The sequence below is a fragment of the Streptomyces sp. NPDC014864 genome (assembly GCF_043081525.1).
Classification (GTDB): Bacteria; Actinomycetota; Actinomycetes; order Streptomycetales; family Streptomycetaceae; genus Streptomyces.
In genome coordinates this window covers 46,730-73,459 of record NZ_JBIBWT010000010.1, presented here as the reverse complement: position 1 = coordinate 73,459, position 26,730 = coordinate 46,730, and the positions used below count along the sequence as shown (strand labels likewise).

The window sequence follows — 26,730 nt, the reverse complement described above, 5'->3', positions numbered from 1 at the left end:
CATCGAGTTCCCCAACATTGGGGCAATCGTTTCACGGTCGAGCCGGTCGGTGCCGGTCCTCTCCGGTTGTCGCTGGTCAGCGACGGTCGGTGACGGTCAGTGATGGTCGGCGGAGGTAAGCGCGGGCAGCGTGCCCCGCGCCGGTCAGCGGCGGTAGAAGATGCGGTCGGCGTACTCGTCGAAGACGCGACCGTTCCACTGGTGGCCGCCGTCGACGTTGCCGGAGCGCAGCAGCGGGGGTTCGAGACCGCGGTCGGCGAGGGCGCCCGCGGCCGTGGCCATGACCGCCTGGAGGAGGGCGGTGGTGACGACCGTGGAGGCGGGGGCGAAGGGCGCGGGGACGGTGTCGAGGGTGAGTTCGGCGTCCCCGACGGCGATCTTCGAGTCGAGAACGATGTCGCAGTGGTCCTTGAGGAACGTCCCCGAGGAGTGCCGGGACCCGGTCTCGGCGGCGTAGGCCACCGAGGTCACGCCGACGACCTTCACGCCGAGCGCGCGGGCCTTCGTCGCCATCTCGACGGGGAGGGCGTTGCGGCCGGACAGGGAGACGATCACCAGGGCGTCGCCGGAGCGGACGGGGGAGCTGTCCAGGACGGCGGCGGCGAGGCCGTCGACGCGTTCGAGGGCGGAGCCGAGGGTGGCGGGCATGACGTCGACGCCGACGGTGCCGGGGACGGCGAGCAGGTTCATCAGGGCAAGGCCGCCGGCCCGGTAGACGACGTCCTGGGCGGCGAGCGAGGAGTGGCCGGCGCCGAACGCGAAGAGGCGTCCGCCGGCGGCCACGGTGTCGGCGAGCAGGGTGCCGGCGGCGGCGATCGGCTCGGCCTCCTCGTCGCGGACCCGCTGGAGCAGGCCGACGGCGGCGTCGAAGAACTGGCCGGCCAACGTACGGTCGCTCATCCCGGGGTCCCCTTCACGGTGTCTGTCACGGTGTCCGCGCGGTCGGTGGTGCGGTCAGGTCCGCGGTCCGTGTGTCGCGGATCACGGTGAGGTCTGGACCAGAGCGGTGTCAATACGGCGGCGGGTGGCCGCGGGGGCTCCGGGTGGCCGGGAGACGGTGGCCGCCGGCGGGCAGGCGGAGCAGGTGCCGGGCGGCCGGAGACCAGGGCGGCAGACGGTGGCGGGCGGACGGGCGCCGGTGCCGACCGGCGCCGCGCCGGGACGGCGTTTCGGCAGAGCGCTCCGGTTGTCAGTGCTATGCGTCAGAATTGGTGCCAGGGCCAGCGCACGCGCCGGAGAGCCGCCGAGCCTTCCGGCAGAGGTAATCGAGGGGCACGTATGTCCGGACTGATCGACACCACGGAGATGTATCTCCGCACCATCCTCGAACTGGAGGAGGAAGGCGTCGTCCCCATGCGCGCCCGGATCGCCGAACGGCTCGACCAGAGCGGGCCGACGGTGAGCCAGACCGTCGCGCGGATGGAGCGCGACGGCCTTGTGTCGGTGGCCGCGGACCGGCATCTGGAGCTGACGGACGAGGGCCGCCGGCTGGCCACGCGCGTGATGCGCAAGCACCGGCTGGCGGAGTGCCTCCTCGTCGACGTGATCGGCCTGGAGTGGGAGCAGGTGCACGCCGAGGCGTGTCGCTGGGAGCACGTGATGAGCGAGGCGGTCGAGCGCCGGGTGCTGGAGCTGCTGCGCCACCCGACCGAGTCGCCGTACGGCAACCCGATCCCGGGGCTGGAGGAGCTGGGCGAGAAGGACGGCTCCAATCCGTTCCTGGACGAGGGCATGGTGTCGCTGGCCGAACTGGACCCGGGGTCCGACGGCAAGACGGTCGTGGTCCGCCGTATCGGCGAGCCGATCCAGACGGACGCGCAGCTGATGTACACGCTGCGGCGCGCGGGTGTGCAGCCCGGTTCGGTGGTGAGCGTCACGGCGTCCGCGGGCGGTGTGCTGGTCGGCAGCGGCGGGGAGGCGGCCGAGCTGGAGGCGGAGGTCGCCTCGCACGTCTTCGTCGCCAAGCGCTGACCGCGCCCGGTCGTCCTCCTCCGGCCGTGACGCAGCGTCATGCTTTCCCTGCGACTTGCCGGAGAGCTGTCAACTCCTGTGAAAGCAGGGGCAGTTGTGGCGCCGCGGCCGATCTCGCCGAATCCGGGATTCAGTGCGGCGAATCGCAGCGCTCGGGCGCTTCGCGTGCAAGGCTGTCGCAGAGGCATATGACCTGAAGGGGGCGGGGCGGGATGTGCCGTCGGGACGTGGAGGGCCCCGGCGCCGTGTGGCGCCGGGGCCTGTCCTCCCCTGTGTCGACCCGGAGCCCCGAGCTCTCAGGGTCGTCCCCCTCGGACCGTTTTCCCCGAGCGGTCCGCCTCCCGATGAAGATCTCCCCCCGAGCGCGGCGATCATTCCTGGCGGGGGGTCACTCGAACGAGGGGTGTTGCCGGCGGAGGCCCCATTTTCGAATGGGTATTCGATAGCGTGTGGGGGAAGCGAGTGGTCCGAGTGGAACCAGGGGGGTGCCAGGACCTATGACGCGGCGCATCGACGTGATCGGGACCGGCGGCGTACGCCTCGCCGCCTGGGAGTTCGCCGATCCGCCCAAGGCCGACCCGGCACCGGCCCTGCCCCGGCAGGCCGGACCGGCGACCCCGCCCGCCCCGCCCGCCCCGTCCGATCCGGCGGGCGCCGGCGGCGAGCGGACCTCCGGGGTGCTGTTACTGCACGGCCTCATGGGCCGCGCCTCCCACTGGGCCTCCACCGCCCGCTGGCTCTCCGAGCGGCACCGGGCCGTCGCCCTCGACCAGCGCGGTCACGGCCAGAGCGGGAAACCGCCGCGGGCGGCCTACACCCGTGAGGCCTACGTCGAGGACGCCGAGGCCGCCGTCGAACAGCTCGGGCTCGCCCCGGCCGTGATCATCGGCCATGCGATGGGCGCCCTGACCGCCTGGCAGCTCGCCGCCAAGCGCCCCGACCTGGTGCGCGGTGTGATCATCTGCGACATGCGGGCCTCCGCGCTCGGCGCGGCCTCCCAGCGCGAGTGGGAGGACTGGTTCCGGGCCTGGCCCGTCCCCTTCGCCACCCTCGCCGACGTCCGCAAGTGGTTCGGCGAGGACGACCCCTGGGTGGAGCGTCCCAACCCGGCCCGCGGCGCCTTCTACGCCGAGGTCATGCACGAGAGCGCCGACGGCTGGCGCCCCGTCTTCGAACCGGAGCAGATGCTCAAGTCCCGCGAGACCTGGGTGTACGACGCGCACTGGGAGGAGCTCGCGCAGGTCCGCTGCCCCGCCCTGGTCGTCCGCGGCCTCGACGGCGAACTCGGCCGCGCCGAGGCCCAGGAAATGGTCCGCGTCCTGCCCCGCGGCCAGTACGCGGAGGTGTCCGACGCCGGCCACCTCGTCCACTACGACCAGCCGGAAGCCTGGCGCACCGCCATCGAACCCTTCCTGGACACGGTCCTCACCGGATGACCCACCCCGGCCCCGGCCGAAAGCCGACGGTCCCGGCCGTCCCCGCGGCCCCCTCGGCGTAGGTTCGGCCGTATGACCACGGCGGCCGCCCAGGAGGCGTTCCTCAAGGCCTTCCACAGTGAGCACCCGGCGGTGACCGGGGACGCGTTCGGCGGCGGACGGGCCCCGGACGGGCGGACCAGCTACGAGATCCTCGGCGACCGGGTGACCGGCCGCCGTCGCGTCCTCGACCTCGGCTGCGGTGACGGACTGCTGCTGGAGGTGCTGGCCCGCACCGAGGGGCGGCGGCTCGCGGGAGTGGACCTCTCGCCCGAGTCACTGGCCCTGGCCCGGCGCCGCCCGGCCCTGGCGCACGCGGCCCTGGCGGAGGCGCGGGCGCAGGACCTGCCGTTCACCGACGGCGCCTTCGACGCCTGCGTCTCCCACCTGGCGCTCATGCTCATGGGGGACGTCGACCGGGTCGCCGCCGAGACCGCCCGGGTCCTGTCCCCCGGCGGAGTACTGGCCTGCGTGATCGGCGCCGGAGCCGTCGGCGGCGAGGCGTACGAACTCTTCGGGACGCTGCTGAGGCAGACCGTCCGGCGGGCGCCCGCCGGACGGCGCATCCCTCCCCTGGGAGACCGCAGGACCCGTGACCGGGACGGGCTCGCCGCGGTCCTGGCACCCGCCGGGTTCGCGATGCTGGACTGGCGGACCGTGCCGATCGACCTGAGCGGCCCCGCGGAGCGGGTGTGGGCGTCCGTGTCCGGCATCTACGACGTCGGCCCGCTCGACGGGGCCGCCGTCTCCCGCCTCCGCCGCGCCTTCCTCACGGAGGCGGCCGCCCTGGCCGGCCCGGACGGACGGGTGCCGTGCGGTTTCCGGATCCTCGTGGCGACGGCCCGCCTGCGGTGACGGCGGTCCGCGGTGGCGGCCGGCCCGTCCGCCGCCGCCGACCATCCGTGGTGACGGGCCGTCTGCCGTGACGCGCGCCAGCGGTGAAGGTGCGCGGCCCTCGGGCGCTCGCCCCTCAGTTCCCGCCCCTCACCCCTTGCTCACCGCGGTGAGGATCTCCGGGAGGCGGGCTGCCGTACGGGGGGCTGCGAGGTGGAGGCCGAGGAGGGCGAGGGACGCTCCGTAGACCGCGCCGGTGGGGAGGAGGAGCAGGGTCCATCCCTCGCCGGCGGCGCTGACGTTCGCCCAGATGGCGAGGGTGATGACGGGGGAGCACAGCAGGGCCGCCGCGACCATGCCGCCGAAGATGGAGATCCAGGCGAGACCGACCTGGCCCGGGACGACGTTCTTGTAGCCCTCCTGCGGGATGGAGTACGGGAAGCGGGCCGAGGTCCACGCGCCGGTCGCCAGCATCGCGCCGAGCAGCGCGAACGACAGGCCCAGTACCTCGGGCAGCCGCGGCCAGTCCCCGAGCAGCGCCGTCGTCAGCACCGTCACGAGGACGGCGTAGGGCAGGGTGACCAGCAGCAGGGCCAGGGCCCGTCCGCGCAGTTCGACGTAGGCGTCGCGGGGGGAGGAGATGGTCAGCGCGACCATCCAGAACGCGGATGTGTCCTGCCCGAACTGGTTGTACATCTGGATGCCGAGCATCCCCGCCGCGAAGCAGGCGAAGTAGACCGACCCGGTGCCCTGCAGCGCGTTGAACACCGGCACGATCAGGCCGATGGCGAGCGAGGTCGCCCAGGCCGCCTTCGTCTTCGGGTCGCGCCACACATAGCGCAGGCTGCGCTCCATGACCGTGCCCGTGCGGCCGGCGGGCAGCAGGCGGGCCAGGCCGCCCCGGCCGTCCGTGCGGGTCCGCCCGCGCCCGGCGGTGTCGCCGACCGGGAGGGTGGAGGCGTCGGGGGAGGTCATCAGCCGGGTCAGGCTGCGCGCCCACAGCGCCAGGACGGCCGTCAACGCCACTGCTGTGAGCACAAGTTGAGCCGCAGCCGCACCCCAGGAGCCCCTGCTCGCCGAGTCCACCGCCCCGATCGCCGACGCGGGCGGCACCCAGCGCAGCACGTCGGCCGCCGGGCCGAGTTGCGCGAGCCCCGCCGTGCCGAGCCGCTGCATGCCGAAGTTGACCAGCTGCGCCCCGATCGCGACGACCAGTCCGCTGAGCACCGCCAGGTCCCGTCCCTTCCGGCTGGTCAGCAGCCGGATGTTGGCGGTGGCCACGGCCCGCGCCAGGGCCACGCAGACCAGCAGGGCGAGGACGAGCGCGACGGCCGAGACGACGTACGCGGCCGTCCCGTGCGCCACCGTGATCGCGCAGCCCGCGAGCAGCAGAACCGTGAACAGCGGCCCGACGCCGACCAGGGAGGCCGCCAGCAGCGCCCGGACCAGCGACCGCGGCCGCAGTGGCAGCATCACCAGACGGCTCGGGTCGAGGGTCTCGTCGCCGCCGGGGAAGAACAGCGGCATCACGGCCCAGCCCAGTGCCAGCACCGCGGTGCCCAGGATCGCGACCGAGGCGATGTGCGGGTGGCCGCGCAGCGCGATCAGCCCGGCCAGTTGCAGGGCGGCGAACAGCAGGGCCACGACGGCCGACGCGAGGAACGCGGCGCGCCGCCCGCCGGACTGCCGGAGCCCGTTGCGCAGCAGCGACAGTTTCAGGCGGACGACGACGGCGGTGGTCGTGGCCGCCTCGGCGCCGCCACTCATCGGGCCCCGCCGCCCAGCCAGTCGAGGTGGGAACCGGTGTCCCGGCCCTGCGCGCCGACGAGTTCGAGGAACGCCCGCTGGAGGGTGGGGGCCTTGCCGCGCACCTCGGCGAGGGGGCCGTGGGCGCGGATGCGGCCCGCGGCCATGACGGCCACCCAGTCGCACAGGGACTCCACCAGCTCCATGACGTGCGAGGAGAAGACGACGGTGGCGCCGGAGGCCGTGTAGCGCTCCAGGACGCCCCGGATGATCTGGGCGGAAACCGGGTCGACGCCCTCGAACGGCTCGTCGAGGAAGAGGACTTCGGGATTGTGCAGGAGAGCGGCGGCGAGGCCGATCTTCTTGCGCATGCCGGTCGAGTAGTCGACGACGAGCTTGTGCTGGGCGCCGGCCAGGTCCAGCACGTCCAGGAGTTGCGTCGCCCTGCGGTCCGTCTCGGCCCCGGACAGACCGCGCAACCGCCCGGAGTAGGCCAGCAGTTCACGTCCCGACAGCCGCTCGAAGAGCCGGAGCCCCTCGGGCAGCACCCCGATCCGCGCCTTCACCGCCACCGGGTCCTGCCATACGTCGTGGCCGACGACCTCGACGCTGCCCTGGTCCGGCCGCAGCAGCCCGGTCACCATGGACAGCGTGGTGGTCTTCCCGGCGCCGTTGGGACCGACCAGCCCGACGAACTTCCCCGCGGGCAGCTCCAGATCGATCCCGGCGACGGCGACCTGCTGCCCGAACCGCTTCCAGAGCCCCCGCACGCGTACGGCGGCCGGCCCCACCCCTGTTCCCTCCGTCATACCCGAACCCTACGGCGGGAGCGGCGACCCGGAGGGGGCGGTGAGCGGGCGTGGCGTGGATCGGTGGGTGCCGGGAGAGGTTCGCCCGGCGGGCGGCGGCCGAGGGGCGGGCGGCGGCCGAGGCGCGCCGGTGGATGCCGGCCACCACTCGCAGCCGCCGCGTCCCGGCCACTCTCGCAGGCGCGTACCGGGCTCCCACAGCCGGGTGCCGCCCGCCCTCGCAGCCGGGTGCCGCAGCCGGGTGCCGGCCAAGGACGCCGCCAGGAACCGCCGTCGACGGCCGCCTACCGCTCGCGCCCGCACGCGTAGGCCAGCGGCGAGACCAGCTCCTCCGCGTCCGGCAGCCACCGGTTCGCCGCCGTCGGCCGACAGGCCCACTGCACGGCGCCGCGCGACCCGTACCGCGTGGGCGGCGCGGCCAGGTACGCGCCCTCGCCGAGGACGACCAGGTCGAGGGAGGACGGCGACCAGCCCAGTTTCCGCACCAGTTCGGGAACCTTGGCCGCGGCGCCCGGGAGCACCAGGAACTGCATGCGCCGCTCCGGCGTCAGGGTCACCGGCCCGAGTGTCAGCGACATCCGCTCCATCCGGGCCAGCGCGAGGAACCCGGCCGTCTCGGGAACGCAGAGCGCGTCGAACGTCCGGCCGGTGGGCAGCAGGATCGACGCCATCGGCTGCTTCTGCCACAGCCGGCGCGCGACGGTCGCACTGCCCGTGGCCTGCATCGCCCAGTCCTCGCGCGCCGGGTGCGCGCCGGGCACGGCGCACGCGGGGTGGCCGCAGGAGCAGCGCTGCACCCCGTCCACGGACTCCAGCCAGGTGCCGGGGAACACGTCCCAGTGCCGTTCCTCGGCATAGCGCACGGCGGTCTCCAGCAGGGATTCCCCGCGCTGCTGAGGGATCTGACCGGTCATCTGTGCGGAGTCCGTGCCCGCGATCGTCTCTTCCACGCTCCACTCAACTCCCGCGTCCACCTGGAGTTACGGCCGCGCCGCGCGCGGGGGAGGGGCATCGCTTCCACGCCCGGGGCGCATGGGTGCATCTGTGGGGGCGCGCGGGAGGATCGACGGCGGGCGCTGGGTAGTCCGGTGTGGGGGTGGATTCGTCTTCACCCCGGCAATCCTCACAAGTCTCGCATTGTCGGCGGTTGGGCGGGGCATCGATCTTCACGGCCGGATCTCTCGCCGGGACGCGAGGGGGCCGGCCGCGGAAGACACGTCAACTCGGTGCGTGGGCAGGCACCGCAGCCACAGGGGGTTAACGCCATGGCCGCAAGGCCTCTCGTCGCGCGGCAGCCGAACGAACGGCTGCAGGCGCTCATCCAGGAAGCGGGCTGCTCGAACGCCGGGCTGGCCCGGAGGGTCAACATGTGCGGCGCCGAGCACGGTCTCGACCTGCGCTACGACAAGACGTCCGTGGCCCGCTGGCTGCGCGGACAGCAACCACGCGGCCGCGCCCCGGCGATCATCGCCGAGGCGCTGGGACGCAAGCTGGGCCGTACGGTCACCATCGACGAGATCGGCATGGCCAACGGCAAGAACCTCGCCTCGGGCGTGGGCCTCCAGTTCTCGCCGACGGTACTGGGGGCCATCGAGCAGGTCTGCGAGCTGTGGCGCAGCGACGTCGGCCGGCGGGACTTCCTGTCCGGCTCGTCCGTGGCCGCCTCCGCGCTGGTCGAGCCCAGCCGCGACTGGCTGATCTCCGCGCCGGACGGCCAGGTCGCGCGCTCGGCCGGGCCGCGGGTGGGGCAGTCCGACGTGGCGGCCGTCAGCGCGATGACCCAGGCCCTGGTCGACCTCGACCACGCCTACGGCAGCGGGCATGTCCGCCCGGTCGTCGTGCACTACCTCAACAGCGTCGTCTCCGGGCTGCTGGCCGGCTCGTACCGGGAGGCGGTGGGCCGGGACCTGTTCGCCGCGGTGGCGCGGCTGACCGAACTCGCCGGGTACATGGCCGTGGACACCGGGCAGCCTGGCCTCGCCCAGCGGTACTACATCCAGGCGCTGCGCCTCGCCCAGGCCGCCGGGGACCGCGGCTACGGCGGGTACGTCCTCGCCGCCTCCATGAGCCATCTCGCCGCGCAGCTCGGAAACTCGCGGGAGATCGCGCAGTTGGCCCGGGCGGCGCAGGAGGGCGCGCGCGGGCGCGTGACGCCGCGTGCGGAGGCGATGTTTCAGGCGGCCGAGGCCCGCGGGCACGCGCTGATGGGGGATGCGCGGGCGGCCCAGCTGGCGGCCGGCCGGGCGGTGACCGCGCTGGAGTCCGCCGAACCCGACTCCGGGGACGACCCGGCGTGGATCGCCCACTTCGACGCGGCCTATCTGGCCGACGAGTTGGCGCACTGCCACCGCGACCTGGGGCAGGCGGAGTCGGCGGCGCGGTGCGCGCGGGAGTCGCTGGCCGGGCATCCCGCCTCGCGGGCGCGCCGGCGGGCCATCGGCTATGTGCTGCTGGCCACCGCGCAGGTGCAGCAGCGGGAGATCGAACAGGCCTGCGGTACGGGGCTGAAGGCGGTGGAGCTGCTGGAGTCCCTGCGTTCCAACCGGGGCGCCGAGTACCTGGAGGACTTCCAGCAGCGTCTGGAGCCGTACCGGGACGAGCCGGTGGTACGGGAGTTCGGGGCACGGCTGGGGGTGCAGGCGGCGGCGTGAGGGCGCTGCCGGGAGTGCGGGCGGCGGCGTGAGGGGGGGCGGTTGGGGGACGCGGGCCGGTGGCGCGGTGGCGCGGCGGGCCGGTGCGTGAACACCCGGCGGATCCCTGTGTGAAGGTGTGGTGAACGGCCGCCGTCCGTGTGTGCGGGAGCAGTAACTGCGTGTCCGGGGCGGGTTTTGTTACTGCGGTCACAGGGGAGGAGGTCACGCCCCGTGCTGCGTGGCACGGGGCTTCGGGGACCCGGTAGCGTGAGCCGACGATTCGGAAGGTCCCCCATTCGTAGGAGTCCCGGTGACGCAGAGTGGACAGGGCGAGGAGCCCTCGGCGCAGCCCGCGCGCGAAGGCATCGTGCTGCCCTCCGACGGGAGCGAGCCCCTGATGCCGGGCATGACGGGCGCCCCGGTGGGCCGCCCGGCCGCGCAGCCGTCCGGGCAGAACACCGCTCCGGCCGGCGGCCAGGCCTGGGGCCAGCCGTGGGGGCCCGGCGACCAGCAGCCCGCGCCGCAGCCCGGCCAGGGCTGGCAGACGCCGGCCGGTCAGCCGTGGAGCACGCCCGGGCACGACCCCTACCAGCAGCAGCCGCAGGCTCCCTGGGGCATCCAGGGCCCGGACACCTCGGGCGCCCAGGAGCCCCCGTCAGGCGCCCCGTCCTACCCGGGTGCCGGGCCGCTGCCTCCTGAGGGCGCCCCGGCTCCGCACCACGACATCCGGGGCTCCGCCCCCTCGGCCTACGGCACCCCGCCGGGTCCGATGCCCTCCGCCGGCGCCGACCCGTACGGCTCGGCCGCCGGGCAGCCCCTGCCGCCCGCCGCCCCCGGGCACGGCATACCGGGCGCCGCCGACGAGGGCGCCACCCAGTACCTTCCGCCGGTCCCCTCCGCCCCGGCCGACGAGGGGGCGACGCAGTTCCTCCCTCCGGTGGCCCAGGGCGGGCTGCCGCCCGAGGTCTCCGGCGACCAGGCGACCCGGTTCCTCGGCCGCCTGCCGCAGGACGGCTCCGGCCCGTTGCCGTACGCCGCGCCCGGCGGCGGTTCCGACGCCGAGGCCACGCAGTACATCGCGCCCGTGGACGCCGGGGCGGGCGGAGCGTCGCCCTACGGCGCCGGGCCGGGCGGGGCCGGGGGACGGCAGACGCCCGCCGAGTTCGACAACCTCTTCCGCAGCGACGCCGGCGGCGGTGCCCCGGAGACCCAGCAGCTGCCGCGCTTCCAGGAGCCGCCGGCCGGACACCCGCACGAGCGGCCCGCGTACGCGCCGCCCGGCCGGGCCGACCGGGGCGACGACGGCGGCCGGGGCGGACGCACCCGCTCGCGCGTGCCGGTGATCGCCGCCGTCGGCATCGGCATCGCCGTGCTCGGCATCGGCGCGGGCGCCCTGCTCAGCGGCGGCGGGGACGGCGGCGACCAGACCGGCGACAACAAGAACGTCTCCGCCACCGCGCCCGCCACCGAGGGCTCCGAGGCCGCCGACCCGGCCCGGCAGCAGGCCGTCGAGCTGGACAAGCTGCTCTCCGACAGCGGCAGCAGCCGCGCCTCGGTGATCAGCGCGGTCGCGGACGTCAAGAACTGCGACAACCTCGGCGGCGCCGCCTCCGACCTGCGCGCCGCGGCCAAGCAGCGCAACGAGCTGGTGACCCGGCTGCAACAGTTGTCCGTCGAGCAACTCCCCCGGCACGGCGAGCTGACCGCGGCCCTGACCGGCGCCTGGCGGGCGTCCGCGTCGGCCGACGCGCACTACGCGGCCTGGGCCGACCAGGTCGGCGGCCGGAAAGCCTGCAAGAAGGGCCACGCCCGCACCACCAACGAGACCCAGGCGGGCAACCGGCAGAGCGGCGTCGCCAGCGCCCAGAAGGTCAAGGCCGCGCAGCTGTGGAACGTGATCGCGCAGAAGTACGGCCTGACCCAGCGCCAGCCGACCCAGCTCTGAGGCCCGGCCCGGCTCTGAGGCCCGGGAGGGCGCGGGAGGTCAGTTGACGTCCGCGTCCTCCAGCGTCCGTCCCAGGTCGACGAAGCCCTTGGCGGCCGGCTCGAGCCGGCCCCCCCGAACCACCTGAAGAGTCACGTCGGCGTTGACCAGGCGGGGGAAGCTGCCGGCGGAGAACGTGTCCCGCAGACGCCACCGCAGGGGCGGGGTCAGACCACCGGTGTCCACCCGGAGCCCGGCGTCGAGGGCGTGCCGCACGCTGTCGGCGCTCACCTCCCCGGCGCCGATCCTGTCGACGACGGCCCGCAGCACGGTGTAGGCGATCCAGGTGGTCTGCACTCCGGCGTCCTCGGGGTCGACGCGGTTGTCGCCGAAGGCCTCCGCGTTGATCACCTTCTTCATGGAACCCCAGCGCGAGTCGCTCGCCACCGGGTACCAGCCGGTGAGGTACGACCCCTCGTACGGCCCCGAGCTGCCACCGCTGGCGTCGACCACCGTCTGGTCGACGCTGCTGAGCACCGCGGCGGTCCGCACCCCCGGGTAGCTCTCGCGGTCACGGCGGAAGGAGTCCATGAAGATGTCGGTGCGCTCCCCGAGGGCCGGTATGACGCAGCCCCTCTTCACCGGGTCGGCGGTCGCCCGCCGCAGCGCCAGGTCGGACTGGCCGGAGTACTCGGTGGCGTCCTCGGCGGCCCGCTGGTCGTGCGCGGGCACGTGCCCGCCGGCCTTCAGCCCGGCGTCGAGCAGGGCGGGCAGCTCGTCGCCCGCGATGGTGTCGGGCCGGACGAGCGCGACGGGGCCGCAGTTCGGCGCGAGCTCCTTGCCGAGGCCGGCCAGCAGGGCGGGCTGGCCGCCGTTCACCGGGTAGGACAGGGCCCGGGTGAACTCCGCGCTGGTGACGCCGTAGCCGCCGATGTAGGGGATGCCCGCGCCCTCCAGGGGCGGGAAGAAGGAGTCGCTGTACTGGCTGTAGGAGCCGACGACGGCGACCACGTTCTCCTTGACGGCGCGCCGGGCGCACTTGGCCGCGGCCACACTGTCGTTGCCCTCGTTGCAGGTCAGGACGTTGAGGCGGCGGCCGGCCAGGCCGCCGTGGGCGTTGATCCAGCGTGCGTAGGCCCGTGCCATGGCGGGCATTCCGGGCTTGTTGGTGGCCGGGGTGTTCTCCGGCGCCCAGGTCATCACGGTGACGGTGCCGTCCCCCGCCGCGTCCGAGGCGCCGGGGACGACCCCGCAGCCCGCCGCGAGCGACGCGCAGGCCACCAGGGCGCCCGCCGCGAGGGCGGCCTTTCTCTTGACGGGCCGGGGGAGAACGGGGAGGAATGTGCTGCGCGTGTGTCGCCTGCCGGTCATGCTCCCGCACGATTCCCCCACACTGCTAACCCCGCAGTGACCCATGGTCAACGGGGGGTGACGCTACGGTGAATTGCGGGGGCCGATGGGGCCACCGGTGCGAGGAACGTACGATCGATGACCGTGCAAGGTTCGGAGAACTCTTCCCGTCGCGGCCGTCGCTCCTCCACCATGGGCGGCATGCCACTCAACGACATGCCGTGGTGGCGCTGGCGCAGCAATGTGCGCTCCGCGCTGCACATGCTCTCCGACCCGGTGTTCCAGCGGGACGTCTGGCTGGCCGGTGTGGAGGGGTACGGGGACGTCACCGACGCCGTGTACCGCCTGGTCGAGGACACCTGGCTGGACAACTGGTCCGCCGAGAAGTACATCGGGACGATCTTCCGCGACTCCCAGGAGGCCGCGCTCGTCGACACCGCCGTGCTGCGTGTGCTGCGCATCATGCACCAGGTCGGCCCGGACGCTCCGGTCTCCGCGTACCTCGACCACCACGGCTGGCCGGAGGCGGTGCGGGCGGCGCGGGACGCGCACCTGCGGATGGCCGCCGGCGACGGCGAGGACCCGGACGCTCCGCCGCGCAGCCTCGAGGTGCTCCGCATCATGACGCGCACCGCGTAACCGGGGCCCGGCCGCCTCATCCGGTCCCTCCGCCTCACCCGGCCCTTCCGGTCACCCCCGCTCGCCCGGCCTCCTCGGCCCGGTGGTGCCCGCCCGCGCCCCCGGTCCGCTTCCCGGACGTCCCCCCGCGGGCCGGGGCGGACGTGAGATCCTGTGGTGCATGAGCGAGCAGTCCACCCGAGCCGCGGCCCAGGCCGATCAGTACGTTCTCACCATCGCCTGCCCGGACAAGCAGGGCATCGTGCACGCCGTGTCGAGCTACCTGTTCATGACCGGGTGCAACATCGAGGACAGCCAGCAGTTCGGCGACCACGACACGGGACTGTTCTTCATGCGCGTCCACTTCTCGGCGGAGGCCCCGGTGACCGTCGACAAGCTGCGCGCCAGCTTCGCGGCGATCGGTGACGCCTTCCAGATGGACTGGCAGATCCACCGGGCCGACGAGAAGATGCGCATCGTGCTGATGGTCAGCCGGTTCGGGCACTGCCTGAACGACCTGCTGTTCCGTGCCCGCATCGGGGCGCTGCCGGTGGAGATCGCGGCGGTGGTGTCCAACCACACCGACTTCGCGGAGCTGGTGAGGTCCTACGGCATCCCCTTCCACCACATCCCGGTGACCCGGGACACCAAGCCCGAGGCCGAGGCGCGGCTGCTGGAGATCGTCCGCGAGGAGCAGGTCGAGCTGGTCGTCCTGGCCCGGTACATGCAGGTGCTCTCCGACGACCTGTGCAAGCAGCTCAGCGGCCGGATGATCAACATCCACCACTCCTTCCTGCCGAGCTTCAAGGGCGCCAAGCCGTACCACCAGGCGCACGCGCGGGGCGTGAAGCTGATCGGCGCGACCGCGCACTACGTGACGGCCGACCTCGACGAGGGGCCGATCATCGAGCAGGAGGTCGAGCGGGTCGGCCACGACGTCACGCCGGACCAGCTCGTCGCGATCGGCCGGGACGTGGAGTGCCAGGCGCTGGCCCGCGCGGTGAAGTGGCACGCCGAGCGCCGCATCCTGCTGAACGGGCGCCGCACGGTGGTCTTCGCCTAGGTCCGGCCTGCTCGCGGCTCCCGCCGGTCCGCCGGGAGCCGCGACTACAGGCGGCTGAGCGACGCCGCGGCGTACAGCACGTCCCTGATGGCCTGCCGGTCGCCGACCTGTCCGGCCGCCGCCTCCTGCGGGGCCACGTGCCCCGCCGCGAGCCGGCAGAACTCCACGCCGTCCAGGGCGACATGGGCCACCTCGTGGTCCGCGGAGCCCGCCGCTCCCGGCGCGTCCAGCGGGATCAGCCACTCGCCGCCGCCCAGCCCCTCGATCTCCAGCCGCAGACTGCGCCCGGGTTCGCCCGCGGGCACGAGGTGGCGGGTGGACGCCGGTGCGGCCAGACCCGCCTGCCGCCGCGCGGCCAGCGCGACGGGCAGCATCCGGGTGGCGAGGTCGATCATGCGGTGCAGATGCCGCGGCGCCGGCGGCGCGTACGGGTAGTCCACCGCCTCCGCGATGTCCTCCGCGTGCACCCAGCACTCGAAGGCCCGGTCCAGCATCGCGTCGCGCAGCGGCAGCTCGAAGTCGCCGTACCCCACCGCCGCCTTCCCGGCGGTGCCGTCGGTGAAGGACACCGTCCGCACCAGGGCGTGCGACTGCTCCCGCCACGGCGCCCGGACGTCCCGGGTGGGCGGGAGGTGTGCGGTCCGCCAGTACGTCTCGGTGCGCTCCGTGGGTCCGGGAGCGGCCGTCGCGAGGTCGCCCAGCGGGTCGTCCAGCCCGAGCGCCGCGGCGACCAGCCCGTCGACGCACAGCAGATGCGCGATGACCCCGGCGACGGTGGTACGGCGGTCCACCGTCTCCTCGTGCTCGAACCACCGCAGCCGCACCGGCGCGTGCCACTCGGAGTCCCCGATGTCCTGGAGCAGCGCGTCCAGCCGCGCCGTCTCGGCGTCGTAGGGCGCCGCCCACTCGGGCACCGGGATGCGCGGCGGCCGCCGGTCCAGGCACTCCCGCAGGACGCGGGTGCGCAGCCCCGGATCGAGGTCCAGGCTCTCGGACGGGTGGAGCAGTCCGACGGCGTCCCGCAGCCGCAGCGCCTCCTCCGCGCAGCCGCCGCACTCGCCGAGGTGCTCCTCCACGGCGGCCGCCTCCTGCGGCGAGCAGGCGGCCAGCGCCCAGGCGCCGAGGAGCGACTTCAGGACGTGGTGCTCCAGCACGAGCGGCGCGCGCCGGTCCGCCGGGGGCGCCTCCGGCCCGGCCGGCACCGGCGGCGGGGGCAGCGGCCGCTCGCCGTCCTCGACGGAGGCGCGGGGCATCGGGATGCGGGGCGGCCCGCCCGGCTCGGGACCGCCGCGGCCCTGGGGACCCTCGGGCGGCCCGCTCACGCCGCACCCCCGTACTCCGGCGGTGCCCCGGGCGCTCCGGCGTGGTGGGCGGTGGACAGGAGCTGGAGGCCGAGACGGAGCCGGCGGCGGGCCTCGTCCTCGGTGACACCGAGGTCGGTGGCGGTCTGGCGGTAGTCGCGGCGCTGGAAGTAGGCCAGTTCCAGCGCGGCGCGCAGCGGCGCGGGCATGGAGTGGACGATGTAGTCGGCCCGGGCGGCGGCCGAGGCGCGGCGCACCTTGTGCTCCAGCTCCTCCGGCGATCCGTGGCCGCCCCGGGCCAGCGCGGCGGTCTCGGTGGTGCGCAGCCGCCGCACGGCGAGCCGGTGGGTCAGCGCGGCGACCCAGGAGCGCAGCGGGCCCTGCTTGGGGTCGTAGGCGTCGGGGTGTTCCCAGACGTGGGCGAAGACCTCGCGGGTGATGGTGTCGGCGGCGTGCTCGTCGCCGAGCACGCGGTGGGCGAGGCCGTGCACCAGCGTGGCGTAGCGGTCGTAGAGCTCGCCGAGGGCGGCCGCCTCACCGCGTGCGAGCCGCTGCTGCATCTTGCGGTCCCAGCGGGGCGGTGCGTCCTGCTTCGCCATACGGCCCCCTTACGCCCTTAATGTCCGTCATATCCGTTACGACCGTTGTGTCGGTCGTGCCGTGCTGTCGCCCCGTTCCGTCTCTCCGTGTCCAACGTGTCCACCGTGTTCCTGCCGTCTTGTCGAATGTAGTCGGCACGTCCGACAGCGCACGCCCCTTTGTGGCAATGTGCGCCCCCCGGTGAGCCGCAGGTGGTAGGGGTCTGCGGGGGTGCGGTCCCGGTTGTGGGGACGTCCGCGCGGCTCATATCGTCCGTCTCGCCTACCCCTGCACTTTCCGACCAAGCACGATCGAACACGATCGAAGGTGACCGAAACAAGACCTTAGTTGACCTTCACCGGTTTGCCTCAAGGAGTTTGGGGGAACGGCCGCTGGGCAGCCGCGCGAAAAGAAGCGTAGGAACTGCTTCCGTTCCGGGCGGTTCCGGGTAAGTTCCGGCGAGCGGAGGACGGACCGTGACGTTCAAGGTGACGGATGACGAACAAGGTGAGTGGGGTGTGCTCCGGGTCTCGGGGGAACTGGACCTGGTGACCTCACCCGTGCTGCGTCAGCGGGTGCACGACGCGGTGGCCCAGGGGCGCCACCATCTCGTCCTCGACCTGTCCGAGGTCTTCTTCTGCGACTCCAGCGGCGTCGGCGTCCTCATCGCCGCCCGCCGCCTGTTCCGCTCCTGCCAGGGCCGGCTGCGCCTGATCCTGCCGGCCCGCGGAGCCGTCGACGGCTCCCACGTCAACCGCGTGCTCGGCGCCCTCGGCGTCCGGCGCCTGTTCGACGTCTACCCGGACCTCGCGGCGGCGGTGGACGAGGAGCCGCTGTCGGCCTGAGCCGCCGTCCACGAGTCCCTCACCCGCCGCGCGGCCGCCCGGCGGTCGGCCCGCCGGTGCTCCGTGCCGCATCAATGTCCGGAAATTCCCCCGGCGGTGTCCCGAAATTCCCCCGGAGTTGGCACAACCATCGGTTTCCCGTCCGCGGACGGTCCTCGGCGTCGTACGCTCCCTGCCAGATGCACCCCACACGTAAGGCGGCCAGAGAAGAGATGGTCAGCAGCGAGTACGAGCGCAGGATCGCGGCCCGGTTCGCCACCTTCGACCAGGACGGCAACGGCACGATCGACCGCGAGGACTTCAGCGTGGCGGCCAAGGCGCTGCTCGCCGAGTTCGCCACCCCCGCCCGGTCCGACAAGGGCCAGGCACTGTACGCCGGGGCGGAGGCCTTCTGGCAGGGCATGGCCGGAATGGCCGACCGCGACGGCGATCAGCGCATCACCCGGGAGGAGTTCGTCGGCGGCGCGGTCAAGCGCCTGCGTGACAACCCCGACCGGTTCGCGGAGATCGCCCGCCCCTTCCTGCACGCGGCCCTGGCCGTCGCCGACCCCGACGGGGACGGGGCCGCCACCGTCGAGGACGCCGTACGGGTCCTCAGAGTCCTCGGCGTCCCCGAGGACGGAGCCCGGGCGATCGCCGCCTCCCTGGACACCGACGGGGACGGCAAGGTGGGCGAGCAGGAGGTCGTGCCCGCGTTCGCGCGCTACTTCACCGTGCCCGAATAAGGCTCGCACAGCCCGTACTTGAGCGCCTTGCGCGGGTCCCGCCCCGCGCAAGGGCGTCCACCGCCTCCAGCGGCTCCGGCGACGTGCGGACCGACAGCCCTTGCGCGCGGAGGTACGACGTCTCCGCGTCGAGCCTCAACTCCGGCGCTCGTGGCGGCTGCTCCACCACCGCGCGGACCCGCTCCTCGCACTCCGGGTCCGGCAGTGCGATCACGGCCGCGTCCCCGGCCGCCGGGTGCCGGTGCGGCAGGTCCTCGATCTCTTCCACGGAGATGTCCCGCCCCCGCGGATGACGACGTCCCCGCTGTGGGCGAAGACGGCGCGGCGGGGCCGCCGGCTCCCAGGGCGTGCGGGACGTGCTCATCCGGCCTGGTGGCGCCCATGTCCCGGCCGCCCTCCTGACCGACGATCAGCCCGCGGCTGTGCCGGTCGCCGCCGGGCAGTTCGGCACGGCCTCGACGGCGTGCCGGGCCGGCCGTGCAACACGCCCGGGCGCGTGAGCAGTTCGGTCGGCCGATCGGGGCCCCCCGGGCCGTGCGGCACCCGCGCGCGGGCCGGCTGATCCGGACGGAGACGGCCCCGGGTCGCTGGCTGCGCGGCCGTCCTCACCGCCGACCTCGTGGACGTCGCCGCGTGCCCGGCTGCCCGCCCGCGGGTCCGTCGTGCGCGGGTCCCCGACTGCCTCCGGCGCACGGCGGCATGCGCTTCACCTGGGAAAGCGAGACCCATCCACCGCTGGAGCCGGCCTGGGCGCGGCCCCACCGTGGCGGCGGTGTGACGGAGAGTGAGGAACTGTCCGCAGTCGATCCGGTGTCCGGAGCGGGGTGAAGGGGCCCTGGGCTGCGGTGACCCGGACGCGGCGGATCGAATGTCACGGATCGTGGCATACCGGAATTACAGAGCGTTGATATCGGGTTGTGTCCTAGGTGTGACTCGTCACGTCCTGGAGTCGCCGCCCGGCTCGGGTACCTTGTGTGCAATGCGAGTGGTTCCGAGAATGAGCCATCCCGGTGCGGCCCCTGAGGCGGCGCCGGATCAGGCGGTGCGCGGGCCTGTTCGCGAGGTCGGGCGGCCTTCGCCGCCCCTCCGTTCGACTTCCCGCGACGAGCGTCGCACAGTATGCCGCACGAGTACCCCTTCGCGCGGGAATATGCCCGAAGCGCTTGTAGCGGTGACAGTACGTCAACCATGCTGTCTCGCAAGGGAGTCACGTTCCGTGACCCTTGCTCTGGCCGTTGTTCTGGCCATGCAGAAAATGGCTACGATCGTGGCCCTCGTGTGGCGCGAGGCTATGTGTCCGCCGGTTCGGATGGTGTGAGCGGTGCAGGTGCTTCAAGTGCAGCTGGAGATCCGGCCCGACCCCACGGAGGTCGGGCGAGCCCGGAAGTGGGCCCGCTCCCGGCTCGCCGGGTCGGGCATAGAGGTCGACGAGCCGCTCGCCGAGACACTGATCCTGCTCGTCTCCGAACTGGTCACCAACGCCGTGGTGCACACCGGCTGCCCGGCCGTGCTGCGGCTGTCGCTGCCCGGAGGGGCGGCCGAGGCGGCCACGGTCCGCCTGGAGGTGGCCGACACCAGCACCCGCGCCCCCGTGCCCCGCTGCGCGGACGACGACGCCACCGGCGGCCGCGGGCTCGCCCTCGTCGACGGCCTGGCCGACCGCTGGGGCTGGAGCCGCGAGGGGGCCGGCAAGCGCATCTGGTGCGAACTCGACCGCTGCGCACCCTCCGCCCAGGGTGTGATGCGCAGACGCCGCGGCAGCGAGGTCCCCGCGTACGACGGGCTGGCGTACGAAGCCGTCTGAGGCGGTGACGGGGCGCGCCGGGGCGGAAGGCCGGTTCCACCGTTGCGGAAAGCGCTGTCAGTGCGGCCGGTGGGTGGACCGTGCGCCGGGAGATGCTTCCGTGCGCGGCCGCTGTGAAGCGGACGCAACGGGCAAATCCCCTCGTGACTGTTGACGGGACGTGCGCGCTTGATCACGCTTGGGGACAGCGATTCGCCGTGAGGGGACGACGAGGGCCCGCGTGACGGAGGCCCTCGGCGAGTGTGAGTCGTGCGTCGGCGTCGACCGGTCCCTTCAGGGCCGAGGGGGGCGGGGATCGGTGCGCCGGAGCCGGATGGTGGCGCGGGGTGCCGTGCTCGGGGCGGGCACAGCGCGCCGCCACCCGGACTCGCCGCGCTGCCCCGGAGGTCGCGTCGATGGCCGCCCCGAAGAACGGCCGCCGGTGCGAGCGGTGTGCCCGTCGCGCCGACGAACGGCTCGGGCGTCGCCGACGGCGGAAACGCGGAGCGGCCCTCTTTTCCACAGGCTGTGGACAACTTCTCGGGCTTCCCGTTCCGGCCCGGAAACCTCCGCCTCCCCACGACGTGTCCACGATGGCGGGCGGACAGTGGTCGACGTCGAGACGCCCCGGGGCGGCGCGGAGGCGGGGCGCGTGGCACACGCCGTGCTCACGTTCTGACGGCCGCCCGGAACGTCCGCCGGTACGCCGTCGGCGTCACCCCGAGCGCCGCCTGCAGATGCTGGCGCATCGACTGGGCCGTGCCGAAACCGCAGTCCCGGGCCACCTGGTCGACGGACAGGCCGGTGGACTCCAGCAGGTGCCGTGCCCGCTCCACCCGCTGCTGGGTGATCCACTGCCCGGGGCTGACCCCGACCTCCTCGCGGAAGCGCCGGGTGAACGTGCGCACCGACATGGACTCCTGGGCGGCCATCTCGCGCAGCTGGATCGGCTCGTGCAGCCGGCCCAGCGCCCACGCCCGGGCCGTGGTGGTGGTCGCCTGCTGCGGGTCGGGCACCGGTCGCTCGATGAACTGCGCCTGCCCGCCGTCGCGGTGCGGCGGCACGACCATCCGCCGGGCCACTTCGTTGGCGACCGCGGTGCCGTGGTCACGGCGCACCATGTGCAGGCACAGGTCGATCCCGGCGGCGACGCCCGCCGAGGTCAGCACGTCGCCGTCGTCGATGAACAGCACGCCCGCGTCCACCCTGATCCGGGGGAACATCCGCTGGAAGCGGCCGGCGTCGGCCCAGTGCGTGGTCGCGGGGCGGCCGTCGAGGTATCCGCCCGCGGCGAGGACGTAGACGCCCGTGCAGATGGAGGCGAGCCGGGTGCCGGGCCGTATGTGCGCGAGGGCGGCGGCCAGTTCGCCGGTGAGCACACCCTCCTCGAAGACCGGGCCGAGCTCGTACGAGGCCGGGACGACCACGGTGTCGGCGGTGGCCAGGATCTCCGGCCCGTTCGGGACGTGCACGGCGAAGTCGGCGTCAGTCTCCACCGGCCCCGGCGGGCGCACGGAGCAGGTGACCACCTCGTACAGCGGCCGTCCCGCCGCGTCCTGGGGCCGCCCGAAGACCCGGTGCGGGATGCCCAGCTCGAACGGGAGCAGTCCGTCGAGGGCGAGGACGACGACGCGGTGGGGGCCGGAACCGGTGACCGTATCCATGGCCCGATCCTAACGAACACTGTCCTCCGGGCCACTCGATCGGAGGGACGGAACATCGGAGGCTCGATGACGTGACCCAGACAACGCAATCCGCGGCCACGGGAGCCGCAACGGCGGAACCCGCGGCCGCCGAAACATCCGCCCCCCGGCCCGACCGGAGGCCGTCCCGCGTCCACCGGGCCTGGTTCGTCGCCGCCGTCACCTTCGTGACGATCCTCGGCGCGGCCGCCTTCCGCTCCCTGCCGGGCCTGCTCCTCGACCCCCTGCACCAGGAGTTCGGCTGGTCGCGCGGCACGATCGGCGCCGCCGTCTCGGTCAACCTCGCGCTGTACGGGATCACCGCGCCCTTCGCCGCCGCGCTGATGGACCGCTTCGGCATCCGCCGGGTGGTCGCCGTGGCGCTCGTGGTCATCGCCGTGGGTTCCGGCGCCACCGTGTGGATGACGGCGGCCTGGCAACTCCTGCTCTGCTGGGGGCTGCTGGTCGGCCTCGGCACCGGCGCGATGGCGCTGGCGTTCGCGGCGACGGTCACCAACCGCTGGTTCACCGAGCGCCGGGGCCTGGTCAGCGGCATCCTCACCGCTGCGGCCGCCTCCGGTCAGCTGATCTTCCTGCCCGTGCTGTCCTGGACGGTCGAGAGCCACGGCTGGCGCCCGGCCGCGGTGACGGTGGCCCTGGCCGCCCTCGTGGTCGTCCCCTTCGTCTGGCTGCTGCTGCGCGACCATCCGGCGGACCTGGGCCTGAAGCCGTACGGCGCGACGCGGTTCGTCCCCCGGCCGGAGCCCGTGACCGGCGTGGCGCGGCGCACGCTCACCGTGCTGTCCTCGGCGGTCCGCACCGGGCCGTTCTGGCTGCTCGCGGGCACGTTCGCGATCTGCGGGGCGTCCACCAACGGCCTCATCCAGACCCACTTCGTGCCGGCCGCCCACGACCACGGCATGCCCATCACCGCGGCCGCCTCGCTGCTCGCCGTCATCGGGGTGTTCGACGTGGTCGGCACCATCGCCTCGGGCTGGTTCACCGACCGCTTCGAGCCGCGCCGTCTGCTCGCGGTGTACTACGCGCTGCGGGGCGTCTCACTGCTGTTCCTGCCGATGCTGCTGGCCCCCTCGGTGCACCCGCCGATGATCTTCTTCATCGTCTTCTACGGCCTCGACTGGGTCGCCACCGTCCCGCCCACTCTCGCCCTGTGCCGGGAGCAGTACGGCGAGGACAGCGCGATCGTCTTCGGCTGGGTGCTCGCCTCCCACCAGGTCGGCGCCGCCCTCGTCGCCTTCCTCGGCGGCGCCGCCCGGGACGTCTTCGGCTCCTACGACATGGTCTGGTACGCCTCGGGAGCGCTGTGCGCGGTGGCCGCCCTGATGGCCCTGGTGATCCGCCGCCGCCCGGCGACCCTCGCGCCGGTCCTGGCCTGAAGGGCCTCTCCTCGGATCCCGCCCCGGGCGCGGGGCCCTCGGAAGGCACCGCCGCCCGGAGCGGGCCTGCTCCGAAAGGAGGGCGCCGGCGGAACCGGGCACGGCGGCCCCGGCCCCGGAGAGACCGGCGCCGGTGACGGGCGGGCGGGTTCTCAGGCCGGCAGGCGGGACACTCGGCCGCCGCCGCTGCGCGCGTTCTCCCGTGCGACCGCCCTGGCGATCCTCTCCGCGTCGATCGCCAGCTCGCGGAACATGCCGCTGATGGGATTGGTGAAGCCGGTGAAGTACAGGCCGGGCGCGCCGTGCGGGGCGCGGGGGCCGTGGGCGGACGGCCGGCCGCGGCCGTCCAGCACGCCGAGATGGCCGACGAGGTCCTCCAGGCCGCGGACGTACCCGGTCGCCGCGACGACGGCGTCCGGTCCGATCCGGCTGCCGTCGGCGAGGACGACCTTGCCCTCGTCGAAGGCATCCACGGCGGCGACCACCTCGACCTTCCCGGAGCGCACCGCGTCGACGAGGCCCACGTCCTGGACCGGGATCGCGCCCTCCGTGACACGGGAGTACAGGCCGGTCTCCGGGCGCGGCAGGCCGTGCGCCGAGAGGTCCGGCACGCTCAGCCTCGCCAGCGGCCGGGCCAGCCGGTCGACGAGCCCGACCGGCAGCCGTCGTACCACGATTCCCGTGTACTGCGCGGCCCACCCGGCGGTCGACCGGCGCACGATGTGCGGCGCGGTGCGCACGGACAGCCGGACCCGGGCGGCCCCGCCCTCCACCAGGTCCACGGCGATCTCGGCGCCGGTGTTGCCGACGCCGACGACGAGGACGTCACGGCCCGCGTAGGGCCCGGCGTCGCGGTACGCGGACGCGTGCAGGAACTCGCCGGTGTAGGTGTCTCTTCCGGGCCAGTCGGGCACGCGCGGCGTGTGGTTGAAGCCGGTGGCGACGACGACCGCGCCGCCGGTCAGCTCCCGGCCGCCGGAGGCGCGCAGCAGCCAGCCGCTGCCGTCGGGCAGGCGCTCGACGCGGGAGACCTCGACGCCGGTCACGATCTCCAGTTCGTGGTGCTCGGCGTACTTCTCCAGGTAGCGCACCACGTCGTCCCGGGCGACCCAGCGCCCGAACCGGCGGGGCATCGCCAGACCCGGCAGGGCCGACAGGCGCCGGGTGGTGTGCAGGCGCAGCCGGTCGTAGTGACGCCGCCAGGACGCCCCGACCCGGTCGGACCGCTCCAGGACGACGGCGCGTATCCCCCGGGCGCGCAGCGCGTACGCGGCGGCGAGCCCGCCCGGGCCGCCCCCTATGACGTAGACGGGGCGGTCGGCGGGTTGCGGAGCGCCGGAGAGGACGGATACGGAGGAGTCGGTCATGGTCGCGAGCGTAATCACGCAACCCGTTGATGGGTCTCGGTCAAGACCGGAATTGGTTGCGGATTGATCACGCCTGTGGGGAGAGTGTGCGGGAGCGATGACACCGGCCACCGCTTGTGCGGCCGCGCCGGACGCCGTATGCCGCCACCGTGGCCGAACTCACCGATGAACCAAGGACGATGACCGAGGAGGCGGTGGCCGGAGAACTGCGGGCCGGGCGGCCGCCGGCGGTGGTGTTCCGCGCGGCCGGGGAGTTCAATGAGGCGGTGACCGCCGAGCTCAGTGACTCCCCGAACCTCTCGTCCATACGGCTGGCAGGCCGGGGCCTGCGGTTGCGCCCCTGGGACCCGGACTCCGACGCCGACGTCGAGGCGTGGCTGCGCGGACTCACCGACCCCGAGTTCGCGCGCTGGAACACGCCGCTCACCCCGATCACGGACGGGACGGCCGCCCGTGACTCGCTCCGGGTGCGGGCAGGACGTGCCTCGGAGGGGACGAGCGTGTCGTTCCTGATCGCGGACGCGGAGAGCGGTGCGACGCTCGGGCACATCGGGGCCACCGACATCAGGTACGCCCTGGGTGCCGCCACGCTCGGGTACTGGGTGCTCCCCGAGGCACGCGGGCAGGGCGTGGCCACCCGGGCACTGGGCCTCGTCGCCCGCTGGGGGCACCACGAACTGGGACTTCACCGGCTGGAGTTGAACCACGCGGTGGGCCACGAGGTGTCCTGCCGGGTCGCGGAGAAGTGCGGGTTCCGGTACGAGGGGACGATGCGCGGCTCGGTCTTCGCGGCGGGGCGGCGGGACGCGTTCCGCGACGCCCACCTGCACGCGCGCCTCGCCACGGACCCGGAGCCGGAGAGCCGGCCGGAGGCGCCGTAATTCGGAGGCGACGGCCGACTGGGGGCGGCACCATGGGGCATGACTTCCGGCGACGACTGGTACCTGACCGGCGCTCTCGACGAATTCCTCGCGCTCGCGGGCGACTTCCTCCGCGCGCGGCCCGCGCAGCACACCGTGCAGCTGACCGTGACGGAGAGTCTGCGCGCCCGCGGAGTGCACCTCTACGGCGACGGCGCACCCGAGTTCGGCGTGCTGCGCGGCGAGGGGACCGTGCGGGCCGCCTTCTTCCGCACCCCGCCCCATCCGCTCGTGCTCACCTCCCTCACCGAGGAGGAGGCCGACGCGCTGGCCGGGCGGCTGGCCGCCTCGGGGCGCGCCCTGCCAGGGGTCAACGCCGACCGCGACACCGCCGCCGCTTTCGCCGCGGCCTGGCAGCGCCGCACCGGCGCCGAGGCGGCCCTCCACCGGCGGATGCGGCTGTACCGGCTGGGCGAGTTGACCGTGCCGGAGCCGGTCCCGCCGGGCCGGGCGAGGGTGGCGGGCGCGCAGGACCGGGAGCTGCTGGCCCGGTGGTACGCGGAGTTCTGCGCCGAGGTCGGCGAGCCGGCCGGCCGTGACCTGGGGGACTGGGCGGACGAGCGGGTCGAGAACAAGGACCTCATGCTCTGGGAGCTGCCCGACGGCACGCCCGCCGCCATGGCCGGAACCGCCCCGAAGGTCGCCGGGCAGGTGCGGGTGCTCGCGGTGTACACCCCGGCCGGGCTGCGGGGCCGGGGCTGTGCGGGCGCGGTGACGGCGGAGGTCACCCGGGGCGCCCTGGCCTCGGGGGCCGACGAGGTGCTGCTGTTCACCGACCTCGCCAACCCGACCAGCAACGGGCTGTACCTGAGGATCGGCTACCGGCCGGTCTCGGACTTCGCGGTGTACGCCTTCGCGTGAGCCGTGCCCCTCCGGCGGGCGGGGGCTGAGGTCACCTGGGCGGGGGCACCTGGTCCGGGATCATCGGCGCGGAGGTCGCTCGGGCAGGGACCACCGTGGCAGGGCCGATCGGCGCGAGGTCAGGGCCACAGCAGCTCGTGCCTCCAGCCCTCCCCGGCGCGGCGGTAGCGCAGGCGGACGTGCCGGCGCCGGGCCTCGCCCTGGAAGAACTCCACCTCCTCGGGCCTGAGGTGGAACAGGGTCCACGACGGCACCTCGGCGCCCGGCTCGCTCCGGGCCCGCTCCCAGGCCGCCTCGGACGCCTGCCGCAGCTCCTCCAGTGAGCCGAGCACGTCGCTCTGGTGGCCGGTGAGGGCGGCGGCCAGCGCTCCGGTCGAGCGGGCGTGCAGATCCGTCCGGGACTCCTCGGCCGGCGCCGGGGCGACCGGCCCGCGCACCCGGACCTGACGGCCCTGGAGCGGCCAGTAGAAGGCGAGCGCCGCCTGCGGGCGGGCCGCGAGCTGGCGGCCCTTGCGGCTGCCGGCGTGCGTCCCGAAGGACCACCCGCTCTCGTCGGCGCCGTGCAGCACCACGATCCGGACGTCCGGCCGGCCCTCCGCGTCGGCGGTGGCCAGGGACATGGTGTGCGGCTCCCGCTCCCCGGCGGCCACCGCCTCGGCGAACCACGTCTCGAACAGGGGCAGCGGGTCCGCGGGTACGGCCCCGGGGTCGAACGACGCCAACTCGGTGACCTCCGGGTCCCACACCCGCAGCGACCTCAGCAACTCGTGCAGCTCCGTCTCCATCCCCCGAGTATCGGTCACGCCCCGACACCACGTCCCCGACGGGCGGGCCCCCCGGCCCCGGA

At 74.1% G+C, this 26,730-nt stretch carries 23 protein-coding genes and 1 pseudogene; 13 read left to right on the top strand and 11 right to left on the bottom strand.

Going from position 1 to position 26,730, the window contains the following annotated elements:
* Positions 1-144: 144 nt before the first annotated feature.
* The gene (locus tag ACF1A5_RS19615) at positions 145-900 is read right to left on the bottom strand and encodes an SIS domain-containing protein (RefSeq protein ID WP_392194124.1); all 756 of its coding nucleotides are present in this window, start codon (positions 898-900) and stop codon (positions 145-147) included.
* A 378-nt stretch (positions 901-1,278) separates the two neighbouring features.
* On the opposite strand from ACF1A5_RS19615, the gene ACF1A5_RS19610 reads away from it, so the two are divergent.
* The 3 genes from ACF1A5_RS19610 to ACF1A5_RS19600 all read left to right on the top strand — a co-directional run bounded on the left by ACF1A5_RS19610 (position 1,279) and on the right by ACF1A5_RS19600 (position 4,301).
* Positions 1,279-1,971 (top strand): metal-dependent transcriptional regulator, encoded by a 693-nt coding sequence (locus ACF1A5_RS19610; RefSeq protein ID WP_392194123.1) that lies wholly within the window; start codon positions 1,279-1,281, stop codon positions 1,969-1,971.
* Positions 1,972-2,468: 497 nt separating this feature from the next.
* The gene (locus ACF1A5_RS19605) at positions 2,469-3,407 is read left to right on the top strand and encodes an alpha/beta fold hydrolase (protein ID WP_392194122.1); all 939 of its coding nucleotides are present in this window, start codon (positions 2,469-2,471) and stop codon (positions 3,405-3,407) included.
* Between the two features lie 72 nt (positions 3,408-3,479).
* Complete coding sequence (locus tag ACF1A5_RS19600) at positions 3,480-4,301, top strand: class I SAM-dependent methyltransferase (protein ID WP_392194121.1); 822 nt, start codon at positions 3,480-3,482, stop codon at positions 4,299-4,301.
* A gap of 129 nt (positions 4,302-4,430) precedes the next feature.
* Here the strand turns inward: ACF1A5_RS19600 and ACF1A5_RS19595 are convergent, their stop codons facing one another.
* The 3 genes from ACF1A5_RS19595 to ACF1A5_RS19585 form a co-directional block, all read right to left on the bottom strand.
* Positions 4,431-6,047: a transporter gene (locus ACF1A5_RS19595; protein ID WP_392194120.1), complete on the bottom strand. Its 1,617-nt coding sequence runs from the start codon at positions 6,045-6,047 to the stop codon at positions 4,431-4,433.
* Positions 6,044-6,835 carry an ABC transporter ATP-binding protein gene (locus ACF1A5_RS19590; RefSeq protein WP_392194119.1) on the bottom strand — a complete coding sequence of 264 codons (792 nt, stop codon included), beginning with the start codon at positions 6,833-6,835 and terminating at the stop codon, positions 6,044-6,046. The genes ACF1A5_RS19595 and ACF1A5_RS19590 overlap by 4 nt, the downstream gene beginning before the upstream one ends.
* A gap of 284 nt (positions 6,836-7,119) precedes the next feature.
* Positions 7,120-7,785, bottom strand: a complete 666-nt coding sequence (locus ACF1A5_RS19585; RefSeq protein WP_392194118.1) for a bifunctional DNA primase/polymerase — start codon at positions 7,783-7,785, stop codon at positions 7,120-7,122.
* Positions 7,786-8,100: 315 nt separating this feature from the next.
* Here ACF1A5_RS19585 and ACF1A5_RS19580 point away from each other — a divergent pair, with 315 nt between their 5' ends.
* The gene (locus ACF1A5_RS19580; RefSeq protein ID WP_392194117.1) at positions 8,101-9,486 is read left to right on the top strand and encodes a transcriptional regulator; all 1,386 of its coding nucleotides are present in this window, start codon (positions 8,101-8,103) and stop codon (positions 9,484-9,486) included.
* A gap of 292 nt (positions 9,487-9,778) precedes the next feature.
* On the top strand, positions 9,779-11,413 hold the full coding sequence (locus tag ACF1A5_RS19575; protein ID WP_392194116.1) for a hypothetical protein: 1,635 nt from the start codon (positions 9,779-9,781) through the stop codon (positions 11,411-11,413).
* Positions 11,414-11,452: 39 nt separating this feature from the next.
* Here ACF1A5_RS19575 and ACF1A5_RS19570 read toward each other — a convergent pair whose 3' ends face one another.
* Positions 11,453-12,763: an ABC transporter substrate-binding protein gene (locus tag ACF1A5_RS19570; RefSeq protein WP_392194115.1), complete on the bottom strand. Its 1,311-nt coding sequence runs from the start codon at positions 12,761-12,763 to the stop codon at positions 11,453-11,455.
* Between the two features lie 117 nt (positions 12,764-12,880).
* On the opposite strand from ACF1A5_RS19570, the gene ACF1A5_RS19565 reads away from it, so the two are divergent.
* Positions 12,881-13,381, top strand: coding sequence for a hypothetical protein (locus ACF1A5_RS19565; protein ID WP_392194114.1), 501 nt, complete (start codon positions 12,881-12,883; stop codon positions 13,379-13,381).
* A 160-nt stretch (positions 13,382-13,541) separates the two neighbouring features.
* Positions 13,542-14,423: a formyltetrahydrofolate deformylase gene (purU, locus tag ACF1A5_RS19560; RefSeq protein ID WP_392194113.1), complete on the top strand. Its 882-nt coding sequence runs from the start codon at positions 13,542-13,544 to the stop codon at positions 14,421-14,423.
* Positions 14,424-14,467: 44 nt separating this feature from the next.
* Here purU and ACF1A5_RS19555 read toward each other — a convergent pair whose 3' ends face one another.
* Entirely contained in the window at positions 14,468-15,745 is a 1,278-nt protein-coding gene (locus ACF1A5_RS19555; protein ID WP_392194112.1) for a zf-HC2 domain-containing protein, read from the bottom strand.
* Complete coding sequence (locus ACF1A5_RS19550) at positions 15,742-16,323, bottom strand: sigma-70 family RNA polymerase sigma factor (RefSeq protein ID WP_392194111.1); 582 nt, start codon at positions 16,321-16,323, stop codon at positions 15,742-15,744. Before ACF1A5_RS19550 ends, ACF1A5_RS19555 begins: the two co-directional genes overlap by 4 nt.
* A 456-nt stretch (positions 16,324-16,779) precedes the next feature.
* Between ACF1A5_RS19550 and ACF1A5_RS19545 the strand changes: the two genes are divergently transcribed.
* Entirely contained in the window at positions 16,780-17,148 is a 369-nt protein-coding gene (locus tag ACF1A5_RS19545; protein WP_392194110.1) for an STAS domain-containing protein, read from the top strand.
* Positions 17,149-17,360: 212 nt separating this feature from the next.
* Positions 17,361-17,873, top strand: coding sequence for an EF-hand domain-containing protein (locus tag ACF1A5_RS19540; RefSeq protein WP_392194299.1), 513 nt, complete (start codon positions 17,361-17,363; stop codon positions 17,871-17,873).
* Here the strand turns inward: ACF1A5_RS19540 and ACF1A5_RS19535 are convergent.
* Positions 17,852-18,159: pseudogene (locus ACF1A5_RS19535) on the bottom strand (cyclohexanecarboxylate-CoA ligase); the annotation flags it as partial. The gene ACF1A5_RS19540 and the pseudogene ACF1A5_RS19535 overlap by 22 nt on opposite strands.
* A 1,050-nt stretch (positions 18,160-19,209) precedes the next feature.
* Here ACF1A5_RS19535 and ACF1A5_RS19530 point away from each other — a divergent pair.
* Positions 19,210-19,677, top strand: coding sequence for an ATP-binding protein (locus tag ACF1A5_RS19530; protein ID WP_392194298.1), 468 nt, complete (start codon positions 19,210-19,212; stop codon positions 19,675-19,677).
* Positions 19,678-20,324: 647 nt separating this feature from the next.
* Here ACF1A5_RS19530 and ACF1A5_RS19525 read toward each other — a convergent pair.
* Complete coding sequence (locus tag ACF1A5_RS19525) at positions 20,325-21,320, bottom strand: GlxA family transcriptional regulator (RefSeq protein ID WP_392194109.1); 996 nt, start codon at positions 21,318-21,320, stop codon at positions 20,325-20,327.
* Between the two features lie 71 nt (positions 21,321-21,391).
* Between ACF1A5_RS19525 and ACF1A5_RS19520 the strand changes: the two genes are divergently transcribed.
* Entirely contained in the window at positions 21,392-22,735 is a 1,344-nt protein-coding gene (locus tag ACF1A5_RS19520; RefSeq protein WP_392194108.1) for an MFS transporter, read from the top strand.
* A 152-nt stretch (positions 22,736-22,887) separates the two neighbouring features.
* On the opposite strand, the gene ACF1A5_RS19515 is transcribed toward ACF1A5_RS19520, so the two are convergent.
* A complete protein-coding gene (locus ACF1A5_RS19515) occupies positions 22,888-24,102 on the bottom strand; it encodes a flavin-containing monooxygenase (RefSeq protein WP_392194107.1) in 1,215 nt (404 codons plus the stop codon).
* Between the two features lie 149 nt (positions 24,103-24,251).
* Between ACF1A5_RS19515 and ACF1A5_RS19510 the strand changes: the two genes are divergently transcribed.
* Together ACF1A5_RS19510 and ACF1A5_RS19505 are read left to right on the top strand one after the other, a co-directional pair.
* Positions 24,252-24,983, top strand: a complete 732-nt coding sequence (locus ACF1A5_RS19510) for a GNAT family N-acetyltransferase (protein ID WP_392194106.1) — start codon at positions 24,252-24,254, stop codon at positions 24,981-24,983.
* A 39-nt stretch (positions 24,984-25,022) separates the two neighbouring features.
* Positions 25,023-25,883 (top strand): GNAT family N-acetyltransferase, encoded by an 861-nt coding sequence (locus tag ACF1A5_RS19505; protein WP_392194105.1) that lies wholly within the window; start codon positions 25,023-25,025, stop codon positions 25,881-25,883.
* Between the two features lie 119 nt (positions 25,884-26,002).
* On the opposite strand, the gene ACF1A5_RS19500 is transcribed toward ACF1A5_RS19505, so the two are convergent.
* Positions 26,003-26,668 carry a pyridoxal 5'-phosphate synthase gene (locus ACF1A5_RS19500; protein WP_392194104.1) on the bottom strand — a complete coding sequence of 222 codons (666 nt, stop codon included), beginning with the start codon at positions 26,666-26,668 and terminating at the stop codon, positions 26,003-26,005.
* Between the last annotated feature and the right edge of the window lie 62 nt (positions 26,669-26,730).